General features: G+C 60.2%; 13 protein-coding genes. 4 read left to right on the top strand and 9 right to left on the bottom strand.

Annotation, left to right across the window (positions count from 1 at the left end; all coding sequences use genetic code 11):
- Positions 1–73 precede the first annotated feature (73 nt).
- Positions 74–394, top strand: a complete 321-nt coding sequence (locus tag FBY01_RS18175) for a hypothetical protein (protein ID WP_010467377.1) — start codon at positions 74–76, stop codon at positions 392–394.
- A 104-nt stretch (positions 395–498) separates the two neighbouring features.
- The gene (locus tag FBY01_RS18170; RefSeq protein WP_010467378.1) at positions 499–1,257 is read left to right on the top strand and encodes a YdcF family protein; all 759 of its coding nucleotides are present in this window, start codon (positions 499–501) and stop codon (positions 1,255–1,257) included.
- A 140-nt stretch (positions 1,258–1,397) separates the two neighbouring features.
- Here the strand turns inward: FBY01_RS18170 and lnt are convergent, their stop codons facing one another.
- The 5 genes from lnt to miaB all read right to left on the bottom strand — a co-directional run bounded on the left by lnt (position 1,398) and on the right by miaB (position 6,807).
- A complete protein-coding gene (gene lnt / locus FBY01_RS18165; RefSeq protein WP_077749950.1) occupies positions 1,398–2,921 on the bottom strand; it encodes an apolipoprotein N-acyltransferase in 1,524 nt (507 codons plus the stop codon).
- Positions 2,922–2,935: 14 nt separating this feature from the next.
- Positions 2,936–3,775, bottom strand: a complete 840-nt coding sequence (locus FBY01_RS18160) for an HlyC/CorC family transporter (RefSeq protein WP_010467380.1) — start codon at positions 3,773–3,775, stop codon at positions 2,936–2,938.
- Positions 3,776–3,780: 5 nt separating this feature from the next.
- Positions 3,781–4,275: an rRNA maturation RNase YbeY gene (gene ybeY / locus FBY01_RS18155; protein WP_010467381.1), complete on the bottom strand. Its 495-nt coding sequence runs from the start codon at positions 4,273–4,275 to the stop codon at positions 3,781–3,783.
- Positions 4,268–5,272, bottom strand: coding sequence for a PhoH family protein (locus FBY01_RS18150; protein ID WP_010467382.1), 1,005 nt, complete (start codon positions 5,270–5,272; stop codon positions 4,268–4,270). Before FBY01_RS18150 ends, ybeY begins: the two co-directional genes overlap by 8 nt.
- Before the next feature lie 206 nt (positions 5,273–5,478).
- Positions 5,479–6,807 (bottom strand): tRNA (N6-isopentenyl adenosine(37)-C2)-methylthiotransferase MiaB, encoded by a 1,329-nt coding sequence (gene miaB / locus FBY01_RS18145; protein ID WP_010467383.1) that lies wholly within the window; start codon positions 6,805–6,807, stop codon positions 5,479–5,481.
- Between the two features lie 134 nt (positions 6,808–6,941).
- On the opposite strand from miaB, the gene FBY01_RS18140 reads away from it, so the two are divergent.
- Positions 6,942–7,271: a DUF1820 family protein gene (locus FBY01_RS18140; protein WP_007894425.1), complete on the top strand. Its 330-nt coding sequence runs from the start codon at positions 6,942–6,944 to the stop codon at positions 7,269–7,271.
- A gap of 179 nt (positions 7,272–7,450) precedes the next feature.
- On the opposite strand, the gene FBY01_RS18135 is transcribed toward FBY01_RS18140, so the two are convergent.
- From FBY01_RS18135 to FBY01_RS18115, 4 genes are all read right to left on the bottom strand, one after another.
- Positions 7,451–8,005 (bottom strand): tetratricopeptide repeat protein, encoded by a 555-nt coding sequence (locus FBY01_RS18135; protein WP_010467384.1) that lies wholly within the window; start codon positions 8,003–8,005, stop codon positions 7,451–7,453.
- 226 nt (positions 8,006–8,231) lie between these two features.
- Positions 8,232–9,515, bottom strand: a complete 1,284-nt coding sequence (gene hemL / locus FBY01_RS18125; protein WP_010467385.1) for a glutamate-1-semialdehyde 2,1-aminomutase — start codon at positions 9,513–9,515, stop codon at positions 8,232–8,234.
- A gap of 15 nt (positions 9,516–9,530) precedes the next feature.
- Positions 9,531–10,154, bottom strand: coding sequence for a thiamine phosphate synthase (gene thiE, locus FBY01_RS18120; RefSeq protein WP_010467386.1), 624 nt, complete (start codon positions 10,152–10,154; stop codon positions 9,531–9,533).
- Between the two features lie 32 nt (positions 10,155–10,186).
- Positions 10,187–10,984: a hydroxymethylpyrimidine/phosphomethylpyrimidine kinase gene (locus tag FBY01_RS18115; RefSeq protein WP_145308848.1), complete on the bottom strand. Its 798-nt coding sequence runs from the start codon at positions 10,982–10,984 to the stop codon at positions 10,187–10,189.
- Positions 10,985–11,401: 417 nt separating this feature from the next.
- Between FBY01_RS18115 and FBY01_RS18110 the strand changes: the two genes are divergently transcribed.
- On the top strand, positions 11,402–13,786 hold the full coding sequence (locus tag FBY01_RS18110) for a hybrid sensor histidine kinase/response regulator (protein WP_145308846.1): 2,385 nt from the start codon (positions 11,402–11,404) through the stop codon (positions 13,784–13,786).
- Positions 13,787–13,815 lie beyond the last annotated feature (29 nt).

The following is a 13,815-nucleotide window of genomic DNA, read 5'->3' as shown; positions in this document are numbered from 1 at the left end:
GGCATCCAGCCGGTTTGTTCATGGAAGCTAAGCTCTAAATGGGGAGCGAGTCTTATCTTCAATGAGGTGAGGGATGGTTGAGTCACAGCAAAAAGTCACGAAACCGCAGCTGTACGAAAGACTGATCGATCGTCTGGGGATGGCCCTGGACGCTGCAAAAACCGCTGACCGGCTACGCGATGAGCGTCCCCTGGAGCTGGAACTGCGTGGTTTGAGCCCCGCAGAGTTTGCACTGGTCAAAGCCTATCTGGATCGCAGTGAACGTGAGACGCACGGATGCTTGTCTGCAGCAGTGAAGCAACTCGACGCACCACGTTCGGCCAAGATCATCTGGCTCAAGGACAAGGCACCTGGCAGGGACGCGGAAAAGGTCCGGTCTCTGCAATTCAAATAACGGCTGCAAGCCATTACCCATGTTTTTTAAAGCATAGTCCTTCCGCATTTGTTGTCGCATTGCGTCAACCCACTTAGGCTTCGGGCATCTTATGGAGATGCTCGATGCCTTTTCGTTATTTCGTGAAACAACTTCTGTTGCCTCCCGGCATTCTTTTGCTGCTGTTGATGCTCGCGTGGTGGTTGCGCCGCTCAAGGCCGCGGCTTGCGGGTGTGTGCTTTGCCTTGGGGTTCGGCGGCTTCCTGTTAATGAGTTTGCCGGTGGTGGTGCAGTGGGGCGCCAAGGCCCTGGAAAGTGAGCCGCCACTGGCGCGCGAGGAATGGGCCACTCTGAGTCAGCGTGCGGATGCGATTGTGGTGTTGGGTTCGGGGCGTGAGCGGGGCGATATTGCCTGGGGGGCTGATCAGCCGACAGGCGTAGGTCTTGAGCGCGAACGGTATGCGGCACGCCTGGCCAAGGCCTCCGGGTTGCCCATTCTTACCAGCGGCGGCCTGCATTACGGTACGCCGCCGACCGAAGCGAAGTTGATGGCGGATTCATTGCTTGATGATTTTGGCGTCACCGTGCGCTGGCAGGAAGGGCGCAGCCGCACGACGTGGGAGAACGCGCAGTTCAGCGCCGAGGTGTTGCTGCCGCAGGGAATCAAACGGGTGGTGGTGGTGACGCAGGCCTGGCACATGCCGCGATCAGTCTGGAGCTTTCAGCAGGCGGGATTTGAAGTGGTGCCGGCACCGGTGGGCTTTTTAGGCGTGGACAACGCCCGGCCACTGGGCGGCTGGATGCCGGAATTCAAGTCGATCTGGCAGAGCGGGCAGTTGCTGAATGAGGCGGTGGGGCAGATCGGGTATTCAATGTTTTACTGATGACCTGTGGCGAGGGAGCTTGCTCCCGCCGGGCTGCGAAGCAGCCCTGAGTCCGGCTAATCCATTTCTGGCTGACAAAGCGCATTAACCGGTATTGCGGCTGCTGCGCAGCCGAGCGGGAGCATGCTCCCTCGCCAGAGTCAGACGGTCTTGGCCATCCGGTTCGCCACCAGTGCCCAGCCAAACAACAACACACAAACGATGATCAGCGGCCACGAGCGCCATTGCAGGTAAGGCGTCAGGTTGTGCATCGGCACGACTTCGCCGTACAGGATGCCGCGTTCGAACTGCGGGATCTGCACCGTGATCTGCCCGAACGGGTTGATCAGGCCGGTGACGCCGTTGTTGGTGGCGCGGATCATCCAGCGGCCCGCCTCCAGTGCGCGCATCTGCGCCATCTGCAAATGTTGCAGCGGGCCGATGGAGGTGCCGAACCAGGTGTCGTTGCTGATGGTCAGCAGCAATTCACTGCGGGCCGCCAGGCTGGCGGCGAATTCCGGGTAGACCACTTCGTAGCAGATGAACGGCGCGATCTGATAACCCTTGGCTTGCAGCATCGGCTGGTCAGCCGGGCCACGGGCAAAGTCGGACATCGGCAGGTCGAAGAACGCGATCAGCCCACGCAGTACTTCCTGCAACGGAACATATTCGCCAAACGGCACCAGCTTCTGCTTGAGATAAGTGCCGTCGCCTTCACCGAGGACGGTGATGCCGTTGAAGAAGCGCTTCTCGTGTCGGACTTCCTGACGGATCGGTACGCCGGTAATCAGCGCAGATTTACGCTCGGCGGCGAAATTCCCCATCATGTTCAGGTATCCCTCGGCGGACTCCTTGAGCACCGGGACGGCTGTTTCCGGCCAGATCAGCAGGTCGACCCGTTTGGAGCTGAAACTCATGTCACGGTACAGCGCCAGCTGCGCGTTGAGCTGCGCCGGGTCCCACTTCATGCTTTGTTCGATATTGCCCTGAAGGGCGGCAACGCTCAGCGCCGGGCCCGCCGGGCTGGTCCAGGCGTGTTCCTTCAGCGCCATGCCGGCCACCCAGGGGCCGACCAGCAGCAATACGCCAGCGGCGATGAAACCTTTACGGCCCGTGCGCACCAGGCGCATGGCGTTATAGATCAGCGCCGCCGTCAGGGCCAGGGTGAAGGAAATCAGCCACATTCCGCCGACGGGTGCGAGCCCCGCCAATGGGCCGTCGAGCTGGCTGTAACCGGAATAGAGCCATGGGAAACCGGTGAGAAACCAGCCACGAAAAGCTTCCTGGCCAACCCACAGCGCGGCAAACGCCAAGGCATCGGCCAGCGGCGCTTCGTTGCGACGCAGCCAGCGCGCCCAGATCCAGGCGGGCAGGGCGAAGAACCAGGCAATCGCGGCCGTGAAGATCAGCATCAGGAAACCGGCCAGCAGCACTGACGCGCCGCCGAAGTGGTGAATGCTGTAATAGATCCAGCTGGTACCCGCGCCAAACAAGCCAAAACCGAAACACCAGCCACGGCCCAGGGCCTGACGGGGACTCAGTTCGCGCAAACCGGCATAGAAGAACCCGACCGCCAGCAACGCCAACGGCCAGATATCGAACGGCGCCAGGGCCAGGGTGGTGAGTGCACCGGCCGCCACGGCCAGCAGGTTACCGGGCCAGCCGGGGCGGGTCATACGATGCATTTCAATCCTTGGATTTATCGGGCGATAGGGGTCAGGCGCAGCAAGTGAATCCGACGGCTGTCGGCGTTCAGGATGCGGAAGCGATAAGGGCCGATTTCAGTGATTTCGTTGCGTTTTGGCAAGTGCCCGAACGCGCTCATCACCAGGCCGCCAACGGTGTCGAATTCGTCGTCGGAGAATTCGCTGTCGAAGAACTCGTTGAAGTTCTCGATCGGCGTCAGGGCCTTGATCAGGAAGTCACCGCTGGGCAGCGGCTTGATGTAGCTGTCTTCTTCGACGTCGTGCTCGTCTTCGATGTCGCCGACGATCTGTTCCAGCACATCTTCAATGGTCACCAGGCCTGCCACACCGCCGTATTCGTCAATGACGATGGCCATGTGATTGTGGTTGGCGCGGAACTCGCGCAGCAGCACATTCAGGCGCTTGGACTCGGGCACGAAGGTCGCCGGACGCAGCAGGTCCCTGATGTTGAAGCTGTCACCGTTCTCCTTGAGGATCAGCGGCAGCAAGTCCTTGGCCAGCAACACGCCCATCACATCATCGTGGCTTTCGCCGATGACCGGGTAGCGGGAGTGGGCCGAGTCGACCACGGCAGGCAGGAACTCGCGAGGTGTCTGGGTCGCCTTGATGCTGATCATCTGCGAGCGCGGGACCATGATGTCCCGTACTTGCAGGTCAGCGACCTGGATGGCGCCTTCGACGATGGCCAGCGCTTCGCTGTCCAACAGTTTGTTCTGGTGTGCGTCGCGCAGCAGCTCCAGCAGCTCCTGGCGGTTCTTCGGCTCGTGGGCAAAAGCCTGGGTGAGCTTACCCAGCCAAGACTTTTGCCCGTTGCTCGATCGATCTTCGCTCATAGCGATTACTCTGAATCCTTTGTTGTAACGATAGGGGTTGTGTCTGTTTCGTCGTCCGCATAAGGGTCGGGAAAGCCCAACTCGGCAAGCAACGTTCGTTCCAGTGCTTCCATTTCTTCGGCTTCGTCATCATCTATATGGTCGTAACCCAGCAGATGCAAGCAGCCATGAATCACCAGATGCGCCCAATGGGCCTTTAGTTCCTTGCCCTGTTCGGCGGCTTCGCGCTCGACCACGGCCACGCAGATCACCAGATCGCCCAGCAGCGGGATGTCGAGAAACTCGTCAGGCACATCGGCCGGAAACGACAGGACGTTGGTGGCGTAATTCTTTTGCCGCCAGGTGTGGTTCAGCTCGCGGGCCTCTTCGTCATCGACCAGGCGAATGGTCATTTCAGAGTCGGCAGTGCGCTGGCGCAGGGCCAGTTCGCACCATTGGCGGAACTCGGCTTCGCTGGGTGCAGGCGCCTCGGTAGCCAGTTGCAGATCAAGCTCAAGCATCGCGGCGACTGTCCTTTGGTGTTTCATCTGCCGCGCGATTCTCGAAGCGCTCGTAGGCTTCGACGATACGTTGCACCAATGGATGGCGCACAACGTCCTTGGGCATGAAATGGGTGAAGCTGATACCCGGCACGTCTTTGAGTACTTCAATCACATGGTGCAGCCCGGACTTGGTGCCTTTCGGCAGGTCGACCTGGGTGATGTCACCGGTGATGACGGCCGTGGAGCCGAAGCCGATCCGGGTCAGGAACATCTTCATCTGCTCGACGGTGGTGTTCTGGCTTTCGTCGAGGATGATGAAACTGTTGTTCAGCGTGCGACCGCGCATGTAGGCCAGTGGCGCAACTTCGATCACCTGGCGTTCGATGAGCTTGGCGACGTGTTCAAAGCCGAGCATCTCGTAGAGTGCGTCGTAGAGCGGGCGCAGGTATGGGTCGATCTTTTGCGACAGGTCGCCGGGCAGGAAGCCAAGCTTCTCGCCCGCTTCAACCGCCGGACGCACCAGCAGGATGCGGCGAATCTGCTCGCGTTCCAGCGCGTCTACCGCACAGGCAACGGCCAGATAGGTCTTGCCGGTACCGGCCGGGCCGATGCCGAAATTGATGTCGTTACCGAGGATTTCCTTCACGTAGCGCAGCTGATTCAAGCCGCGAGGGCGAATCATGCCTTTTTTGGTGCGCAGGGCGACGGAGGGTTCGGACGGGGAGACGTTGTCCAGCTCTTCGACGGCCGATTCCTGCAGGAACAGGTGAACCGTGTCCGGCGACAGCTCTGTACCTTTGGTTTCCCGATACAGACGACGAATCAGATTTTCCGCGGAGGTGGTGTGTTTGGGCTCGCCGATCAGCTCGAACTGGTTTCCGCGGTTGCGGATCTCGATGGTCAGGCGCTGTTCGATCAAGCGCAGATGCTCGTCGAATTGCCCGCACAGATTGGCGAAGCGACGGGCCTCAAAGGGCTCGAGGATAAAACGATGTGGTTCTATGGGTGCGTTCAAGGTCGTATTTAGCCGCCCTGGGGCAATTAAGATGAAATCAAGGATAACGCCAGTGGGCTGGGTGCGAAAGCTCTTAAATAATCCAGCGCCAAACACCGGCCCTGTAGGAGCGAAGCTTGCCCGCGAAGGCGGTATTTCAGACGACTCATGTGGTGAGTGTCAGTCCGCCTTCGCGGGCAAGCCTCGTTCCTACAGGTTTTACGGTGTTACGAAATCAGCGAGCCCCGCAGCGAGTGCGGCTGTGCGGCGTCGATGTGCACGTCGGCGAACTGGCCGATCAAGGTCGGATTGTCGCAGCGGAAGTTGACGATCCGGTTATTCTCGGTCCGGCCTTGCAGTTCGCCGGGGTCTTTTTTCGAATAATCCGTGACCAGAATCCGCTGGATCGAACCGACCATTTGTCGGCTGATCTCGAAACCTTGCTGGTTCAAGCGATGTTGCAGCGCGTTCAACCGTTCTTTCTTCAGTTCTTCCGGCGTCTCGTCGGCCAGATCCGCAGCCGGGGTGCCAGGGCGCTGGCTGTAGACGAACGAGTAGGAGAAGTCGAAACCGACGTCTTCGATCAGCTTCATGGTCTGTTCGAAGTCTTTCTCGGTCTCGCCCGGGAAGCCGACGATGAAGTCCGAACTGATGCAGATCCCTGGGACAGCTGCCCGCAGCTTGCGCAGTTTGGATTTGTATTCCAGCGCGGTGTGATTGCGTTTCATCGCCGAGAGAATGCGGTCCGAGCCCGATTGCACCGGCAAGTGCAGGTGTTTTACCAGTTCCGGCACGTCGGCGTGGGCCTGGATCAGGCTGTCGGAGAACTCCAGCGGGTGCGAGGTGGTGTAGCGAATCCGGTCGATGCCATCGACGGCGGCCACCACACGAATCAGCTCGGCCAGATCGGCCAAACGTCCGTCGTGCGTGGTCCCGCGATAGCCGTTGACGTTCTGGCCCAGCAGTGTCACTTCGCGCACGCCGTTTTCGGCCAGGTGCATGATCTCGGCAATGACGTCATCAAACGGCCGACTGACTTCTTCACCGCGGGTATAAGGCACCACGCAGAAGGTGCAGTATTTGCTGCAGCCTTCCATGACCGACACATAAGCGCTCGGGCCATCGATGCGCGGCTCGGGCAGATGGTCGAATTTTTCAATTTCCGGGAACGAGACGTCGACTTGCGGCAGCTTGGTGGCGCGCGCGGCGTCGATCATTTCCGGCAGGCGATGCAGGGTTTGCGGGCCGAACACCACGTCCACATACGGCGCGCGATCGCGAATGGCCGCGCCTTCCTGGCTGGCCACGCAGCCGCCGACGGCGATCACCATGTCCGGGTTGGCCAGTTTCAGTTCGCGCCAGCGGCCGAGCTGGGAGTACACCCGGTCCTGGGCGCGTTCACGAATGGAGCAGGTGTTGAGCAGGATCACGTCGGCGTCTTCAGCGCGAGCGGTCACTTCCAGGGCCTGATGTTCACCCAGCAGATCGACCATGCGCGAGCTGTCGTACTCGTTCATCTGGCAACCGTGGGTTTCGATGTAAAGCTTCTTGGCCATGGACAGAGTCATCACGTGATTCAAAGAACCGCGCATTATAGGGAACATGTCCCAAGGTTCCTACCGCTGTGCGTCCGGCGGCTATGCTATAGTTCGCGCCCTCATTTTTATCCCCTATGTGTTGCCCGCCCACCATGACCAAACGTGAAGCCCCAATCTACAAGGTGATTTTCCTCAACCAGGGCCAGGTGTACGAAATGTATGCCAAGCAGATCTATCAAAGTGATCTGTGGGGCTTCCTGGAAGTGGAAGAGTTCGTCTTTGGCGAGCGCACGCAAGTGGTCGTCGACCCGAGCGAAGAGAAGTTGAAAGCTCAGTTCGAAGGCGTGGTGCGCAGTTTTGTGCCGATGCATTCGATTGTGCGCATCGACGAAGTGGAACGCCTCGGCACACCGAAAATCAGCGAAGCCCGCGGCGCGGTCGGCAATGTCATGCCGTTTCCGATGCCGATGCCTGAGAAGTAAGCAGGAAAGCTTTTGAAATGAACTGGGTTGTTTGTGGCGAGGGAGCTTGCTCCCGCTGGGGCGCGAAGCGGCCCTAAACTCTGCAAACACCGTTTTTCTGATTCACCGCATTGTTTGACGTTACGACTGCTGCGCAGCCGAGCGGGAGCAAGCTCCCTCGCCACAGGGGCCTGCGTCAATCAGGGCAGTGGCGAAAACGGCGTACGCCCATCGGCGCTCTGCAATTCCATCAGGTATTTACGGAAGATTTGCCCAAGCACCTGAGTCGCCATTTCAAGGTCTTCGCGGGGCATCTTCTCGGCCACTTCGTCGGCCGTATCCAGTGCCTCTTCAGCACCGTTGACCGCGGCCATTTTCAGCACGATATACGCCTGAACGTTATTGGCCGGTACGCCTTCGCCGTGAAAGAACATGGTGCCGAGTTTGAATTGCGCTTGGGCGTGGCCTTGCAACGAAGCTTTTTCAAAATAGCCCAGGGCCTTATTGAGGTCGCGCGGGGTGTTTTTGCCGTCGTAGTAGAACTCACCTAACTCGTATTGCGCTTGTGCATCCCCTTCATCCGACGCTTTCTGGCAGGCAGCGAGCGCTTGCGTCAGGTCTTGCGGCTGAGTATTGAGGGTGCAGCGACCCATCGCTGGGATTAACAACGAGTTGCCGCCTGCTTGTGCGAGCGCGAGCAGGGGCTGAAGGAGCAACAGGCAGCCCAGTGCAAGGGCGCGGCCGGTGCGGTTCATGGGAATCGACTTACCTCTGAAGGGCGCGCGGACCCATCGAGGGGATCCAATAAGCGCGCATTATGAAATAAGCAGGGCCAACCTTACAAAGTCTTTACTCGTTTTTCTGCTGCACGGGGAATATATCGCCCGATTGACGGGGGATTATTAGCAGAAGCGTAGGAATAAAGGTGTAAATCCAGGTGAAAGCTGACGCTGGCAATCGCCAACGTCAGCGGGCACAGCGTTATTTCAATGCGGCGAAGGCACGCTCGGCGGCATCCAGCGTCAGTTTCAACTCGGCTTCGCCATGAGCGATCGAGGTGAAGCCGGCTTCGAAAGCGCTCGGCGCCAGGTACACGCCGCCCTCGAGCATCAAGTGGAAGAAACGACCGAACAGCTTGGCGTCGCTGGCCATCACGTCATCGAAAGTCACGATGTCGTCGGCACCGCTGAAGTACAGGCCAAACATACCGCCAGCCTGCGTGGTCACGAACGGAATGCCAGCGGCATCGGCGCGCTGTTGCAGGCCATCGAGCAAGCGGCTGGTGTAGTCGGTCAGCTCGTCGTGGAAACCGGGACGGCTGATCAGGCGCAACGTCGTCAGGCCCGCAGCCATTGCCAATGGGTTACCCGACAAGGTGCCTGCCTGATACACCGGACCCAGTGGCGCGATGTGCGACATGATTTCGCGCTTGCCGCCGAAGCAGCCGACCGGCATGCCGCCACCGATGATCTTGCCAAAGGTGCTCAGGTCCGGCGTCACGCCGAAGTGCGCTTGTGCACCGCCGAGGGCAACTCGGAAACCGGTCATCACTTCGTCGAAAATCAGCACTACGCCGTGTTTGTCGCACAGGGTCCGCAGGCCTTCGAGGAAACCTGGCGCCGGCGGAACGCAGTTCATGTTGCCGGCCACCGGCTCAACGATGATGCAGGCCACGTCCTGGCCGACGTCAGCGAGCATGGCTTCGACCGCGTCGATGTCATTGAACGGCAGAGTCAGGGTGTGCTTGGCGAAATCCGCCGGCACACCGGCCGAGCTCGGCACGCCTTGGGTCAGCGCGCCGGAGCCGGCCTTGACCAGCAGGCTATCGGAGTGACCGTGATAGCAGCCTTCGAACTTGATGATGTTGTCGCGACCGGTGAAACCACGGGCCAGACGGATGGCACTCATGGTCGCTTCGGTGCCGGAGCTGACCATGCGCACCATTTCCATCGACGGCACGATCGAGCAGACCAGGTCGGCCATCTCGGTTTCCATCGCGGTCGGGGCGCCGTAGGACAAGCCGTGCTCCAGTTGTTTACGCACAGCGTCCAGCACGTCCGGGTGGCTGTGACCGAGAATCATCGGGCCCCAGGAACCGACGTAGTCAACGTAACGCTTGTCGTCTTCGTCGGTGACGTAGGCGCCTTCGGCGTGTTTGAAGAACAGCGGCGTGCCGCCCACACTTTTGAACGCGCGAACAGGCGAGTTCACGCCACCGGGGATGTGTTTCTGGGCGTTGGCAAACAGGGTTTCGGAACGAGACATGATCGGGCTCTCAAATCAGATTTTCAGTAATTCGTTAAAGGCGCGGGCACGGCGTGTCACTTCAGCCGTGCTCTCGGCGCCAAACAGGCCATGCACCACCGCCAGCAAGTCGACCCCGTGGGCCACCAGCGGGGCGGCGTTGTCGAGGGTGATGCCGCCGATCGCGCAGATCGGCAGGTGCAGTTTGCTGCGGGCCTGGTCCAGCAGTTCGAGGCTGCAGGTCGGTGCGCCGGGTTTGGTATTGGAATTGAAGAAGCGGCCGAAGGCGACGTAACTGGCGCCTTCCTTGGCTGCTTGCTCGGCGAGTTCGAGTTGCGCGTGACAGGTCGAACCGATGATTGCCTGGCGACCGAGCAGCGCACGGGTCGGCGACAGCGGGCCATCGGTCTGGCCCAGGTGTACGCCGACGTTCAAGCGAGCGGCCAGTTCGGCGTCGTCATTGATAATCAGCTGAGTCTTGTAGCGGTCGCACAGATTGCGCAGGGCTTCGGCCTCACGCAAACGTCGGGCCTCGTCGCTGCTTTTGTCGCGGTATTGCAGCAGGGTGACGCCGCCTTCCAGCGCCGCTTCCACGTACGAAAGAAATTTACCGGCCAGCAACTGGCTGTCGGTAATGGCGTACAGGCCACGTAGTTTCATCGGACAAGCCTCACCGCAGTGCGAATAGAAAGTTACGAACAGAAATCCAGCGGCAGGCGACGCGGCACGAACTGGCCTTTGCCCAACTGCTCGGCATCCCGCAGGGTACGCCACGTGTAGTTAAGCGCGGTCTGCACGGCACTGACGAGATTTTCACCCTGGGCCAGACGACCGGCCAGGGCACTGGCCAAGGTGCAACCGGAGCCGTGATAACTGCCGGGCAAGCGTTGGCAAGTAAAGGTTTTGCGGTGACCATCGCGGCTGTACAGGCGATTGTGGATTTCGTGTTCGTCGCCATGGCCGCCGGTGATCAGCAGGTGCTTGACGAACGGCAGGAGTTTTTCAGCGCACTCGTCCGCGGTGCCTTCGGGCAGTTCGGCGAGGATGCGGGCTTCGGGCAGGTTAGGGGTGGCGATGATGGACAGGGGCAGCAGGCGTTCGCGCATGGCGTAGCCGACTTCATCCTTACCCAGGCGTCCGCCGCCACCGGCGCGCAGCACCGGGTCGCAGACCACCGGCAAGTGCGGGTGCGCCGAGAGCAGTTCGACCACGGTGTCGACCATCTCCAGGGAACCGAGCATGCCCAGTTTCACGGCAGCGACTTCGGAGTCGTTGAGCACGGCGTTGGCCTGGGCCAGCACCCACTCGCGGTCGAGCACGCGAAAGTCAGTGACGTTGACCGTGTCTTGCACGGTCAGGGCGGTGACGGCCGGGGCCGCATGACAACCCTGGGCGAGCAGGGCTTCGATATCTGCCTGCAAGCCGGCGCCACCACTGGGGTCGTGGCCGGAGAGACAGAGGACAACGGGGCGAGAGCTGTAGATATTCATGGTGCGCGAGCTTACCACCAAACATCGATTTTCGGGTGCAGTGGTCGCCAGGTCTGCCGATACATTGTGGTGAGAGGGCTGGCCCCGTTCCGCTGCGAAGCCGTGGTGAATCTGGCGACGCAATGTTACCGACCGAATGCAAAGGGTGGGGCGCTGCGCACCTCAATGTGAGCAAGCTCCCTCGCCTCAGGTGTTGCATATAGCCATAAGCTGACCGTGTAAACAGATTTTCCTGAAGTTCGTCGCTGGAACGCCCGTACTAGAGCCCTTGTAGGAAAAATTTCAATGGTGCTCAATGGCCATCAGCGGCTATGCTAGAGTGGATCCAAACCAATAACAGGTAATACCGGTTTTACGTCTACTCAAAGGGAATGAGGGGCTTCCTGAGATAACCGGACAGGCCACGCTGGGGCTTAAATGCGCTATTTGCTGATGTTGCTGTTGTGCTTGCCCCTCATGGCGAGCGCCGTCGAATTCGATGAATTCACCCAGAGCCTTCCCCTGGGCCGAACCCTGCAGGTCTACGAAGACGCGGGCGGTCAGGCGACCATCGCCGATGTCCGTGCGCAAGCCGCGGCCGGTAACTTCAAGCCCCACGATAAAGCCACCCTCAACGCCGGTTACTCGCGTTCGGTGTTCTGGCTGAAAATCGATCTGCATTACCGTCCGTCGAACCCGGCGGCGCAACGGACCTGGCTGCTGGAACTGGCCTATCCACCCCTCGATCACCTCGATCTCTACTTGCCCGATGCTGGCGGTGACTTTCGATTGGCCCGGCAAACAGGCGATGCGTTGCCGTTTGCCAGTCGCGAGTTCCGCCAGAACAACTACCTGTTCGATCTCGATTTCCTGCCTGACCAGGCGCAAACCGTGTACTTGCGCCTGCAAAGCGAAGGGTCGATCCAGGCGCCCGTCACCTTGTGGTCGAGCACCGCTTACCTCGAAGAACAGCCGGTCCGCCTTTATGTGCTGGGGCTGATTTATGGCGTGTTGTTGGGGATGCTGGTCTACAACCTGTTCATCTACCTCAGCGTGCGCGACACCAGCTATCTCTATTACATCTTCTACATCGCTTCCTTCGGCCTGTATCAACTGTCAGTGAACGGCGCAGCCGTGGAGTATTTCTGGCCGGACAATCCGTGGTGGGCCAACGCCGCGACGCCATTCTTCATCGGTTGTGCTGGACTGTTCGGCAGCCAGTTCGCCCGCAGCTTCTTGCAGACGGCCAACCACAGTCGCTGGCTCGACCGTTTACTGTTGGCGCTGGTGGCGTTCAGTGCGCTCGTGGTCGGGTTGTCGTTGATGACCAGCTACGCCTTGGCCTTGCGCCTGGCAACAGCCTTGGCGTTGGTTTTCACCGTGGCGATTTTCATCGCCGGGCTATGCGCCTGGCTGGGTGGCTTGCGGGTGGCCCGATATTTCATCATTGCCTGGTCGGCCTTCCTGCTCGGCGGCATCGTCAACACCCTCATGGTGTTGGGATACCTGCCGAACGTGTTCCTGACCATGTATTCCAGCCAGATCGGTTCGGCCATCGAAGTGGCGCTGCTGTCCCTCGCCTTGGCCGACCGCATCAACGCCATGCGCGAGCAGCAAGCGCAGACGCTGTTCGATGCCGGTCAGAAACTCGAGGTGCTGAACCAGCAACTGGCCCACAGTAACAAGCTCAAGGATGAATTCCTCGCCACCCTGACCCACGAATTGCGCACGCCCATGAACGGTGTGATCGGTTCGCTGGAGTTGATGCAAACCGTCGAGATGGACCCGGAGCTGGAGCAATACCAGCAAACTGCCGCCGGTTCCGCGCGGGACATGATGCGCATGGTCAACGGCATCCTGACCCTCACCGAGTTGCAGGCCGGCAAGCTTAAAGTCATCCCGGCAACGTTCAGTCTGCGTGGCGTGGTCGACACCTTGCGCACCCAATTCGAGGGCAATGCTTCAGGCAAGTCCCTGGACTTCAAAGTCGAAGTGATGCCGGGCCTGCCGGATCGCTTGAACGGTGACAGCGCCAAGTTGGCGCAATGCCTGGAATGCCTGCTGGATAACGCCATCAAATTCACCCGGGTCGGTGGGCTGGCCCTTCGCGTGACGGGCAAACCGGTGGAAACCGGCCGGGTGTCGCTGTCGTTTGCGGTGATCGACACCGGTATCGGTTTTACCGATCTGGGAGAGGCGACGCTGTATCAGCGCTTCTTCCAGCTCGACGGCTCGATGACCCGTGAATACGGCGGTCTGGGCGTAGGCCTGGCGATCTGTCGGCAACTGGTCGAATTGCTCGGCGGGCGCCTGACCCATCGATCCGAGCCCGGCAGCGGCAGCCGTTTCCAGTTGGACGTCGAGTTCGAACTGCCTGTGGTCGAGCGGCCGGCAGTGCCCTTGATGACCCGCGAGTTTCCGCGTCTTCGATTGCCACAGGACTGCACGGTGCTGCTGGTGGATGACAACAGCATCAATCAATTGGTGATGCGTGGCATGTTGCTCAAGCTCGGGTTCCGGGTGCGCGCCACCGACAGCGGCGCTGCCGCGCTCGACCTCTTGCAGCGTGAAAGCTTCGATGCTGTCCTGCTCGATGGTCAGTTGCCGACGCTGGATGGCACCGCCTTTTGCTGCCAGATCCGCGGCTTGCCGGGCTGTGCCGACTTGCCGGTGTTCGTGATTGCCGTGAGCGCCGACCGGGAACGCTGCCCGACGGGAGCCTTGATCGATCACCTGAGCAAACCGGTGAAATTCGAGGATCTGCAAGCGGCGCTCTATCGCCGGGTACTCTGTTCGGGGCAAGGCGAAAGCGCCGACATTTAGGCGGGTATGACACTTTGTTCGGCCAAGAG

This window comes from Pseudomonas sp. SJZ077 (assembly GCF_007993905.1).
In the GTDB taxonomy this organism is placed as follows: domain Bacteria; phylum Pseudomonadota; class Gammaproteobacteria; order Pseudomonadales; family Pseudomonadaceae; genus Aquipseudomonas; species Aquipseudomonas mandelii.
Note: the sequence above shows the minus strand (reverse complement) of the source record. Positions and strands in the feature narration are given on the sequence as shown.

Excerpts from the sequence above, each read along its gene's own strand:
- FBY01_RS18175 (WP_010467377.1), top strand. The coding sequence starts at position 74 with ATGGTTGAGTCACAGCAAAAAGTCACGAAACCGCAGCTGTACGAAAGA.
- FBY01_RS18170 (WP_010467378.1), top strand. The coding sequence starts at position 499 with ATGCCTTTTCGTTATTTCGTGAAACAACTTCTGTTGCCTCCCGGCATT.
- lnt (WP_077749950.1), bottom strand. The coding sequence starts at position 2,921 with ATGCATCGTATGACCCGCCCCGGCTGGCCCGGTAACCTGCTGGCCGTG.
- FBY01_RS18160 (WP_010467380.1), bottom strand. The coding sequence starts at position 3,775 with ATGAGCGAAGATCGATCGAGCAACGGGCAAAAGTCTTGGCTGGGTAAG.
- ybeY (WP_010467381.1), bottom strand. The coding sequence starts at position 4,275 with ATGCTTGAGCTTGATCTGCAACTGGCTACCGAGGCGCCTGCACCCAGC.
- miaB (WP_010467383.1), bottom strand. The coding sequence starts at position 6,807 with ATGGCCAAGAAGCTTTACATCGAAACCCACGGTTGCCAGATGAACGAG.
- FBY01_RS18140 (WP_007894425.1), top strand. The coding sequence starts at position 6,942 with ATGACCAAACGTGAAGCCCCAATCTACAAGGTGATTTTCCTCAACCAG.
- FBY01_RS18135 (WP_010467384.1), bottom strand. The coding sequence starts at position 8,005 with ATGAACCGCACCGGCCGCGCCCTTGCACTGGGCTGCCTGTTGCTCCTT.
- hemL (WP_010467385.1), bottom strand. The coding sequence starts at position 9,515 with ATGTCTCGTTCCGAAACCCTGTTTGCCAACGCCCAGAAACACATCCCC.
- thiE (WP_010467386.1), bottom strand. The coding sequence starts at position 10,154 with ATGAAACTACGTGGCCTGTACGCCATTACCGACAGCCAGTTGCTGGCC.
- FBY01_RS18115 (WP_145308848.1), bottom strand. The coding sequence starts at position 10,984 with ATGAATATCTACAGCTCTCGCCCCGTTGTCCTCTGTCTCTCCGGCCAC.
- FBY01_RS18110 (WP_145308846.1), top strand. The coding sequence starts at position 11,402 with ATGCGCTATTTGCTGATGTTGCTGTTGTGCTTGCCCCTCATGGCGAGC.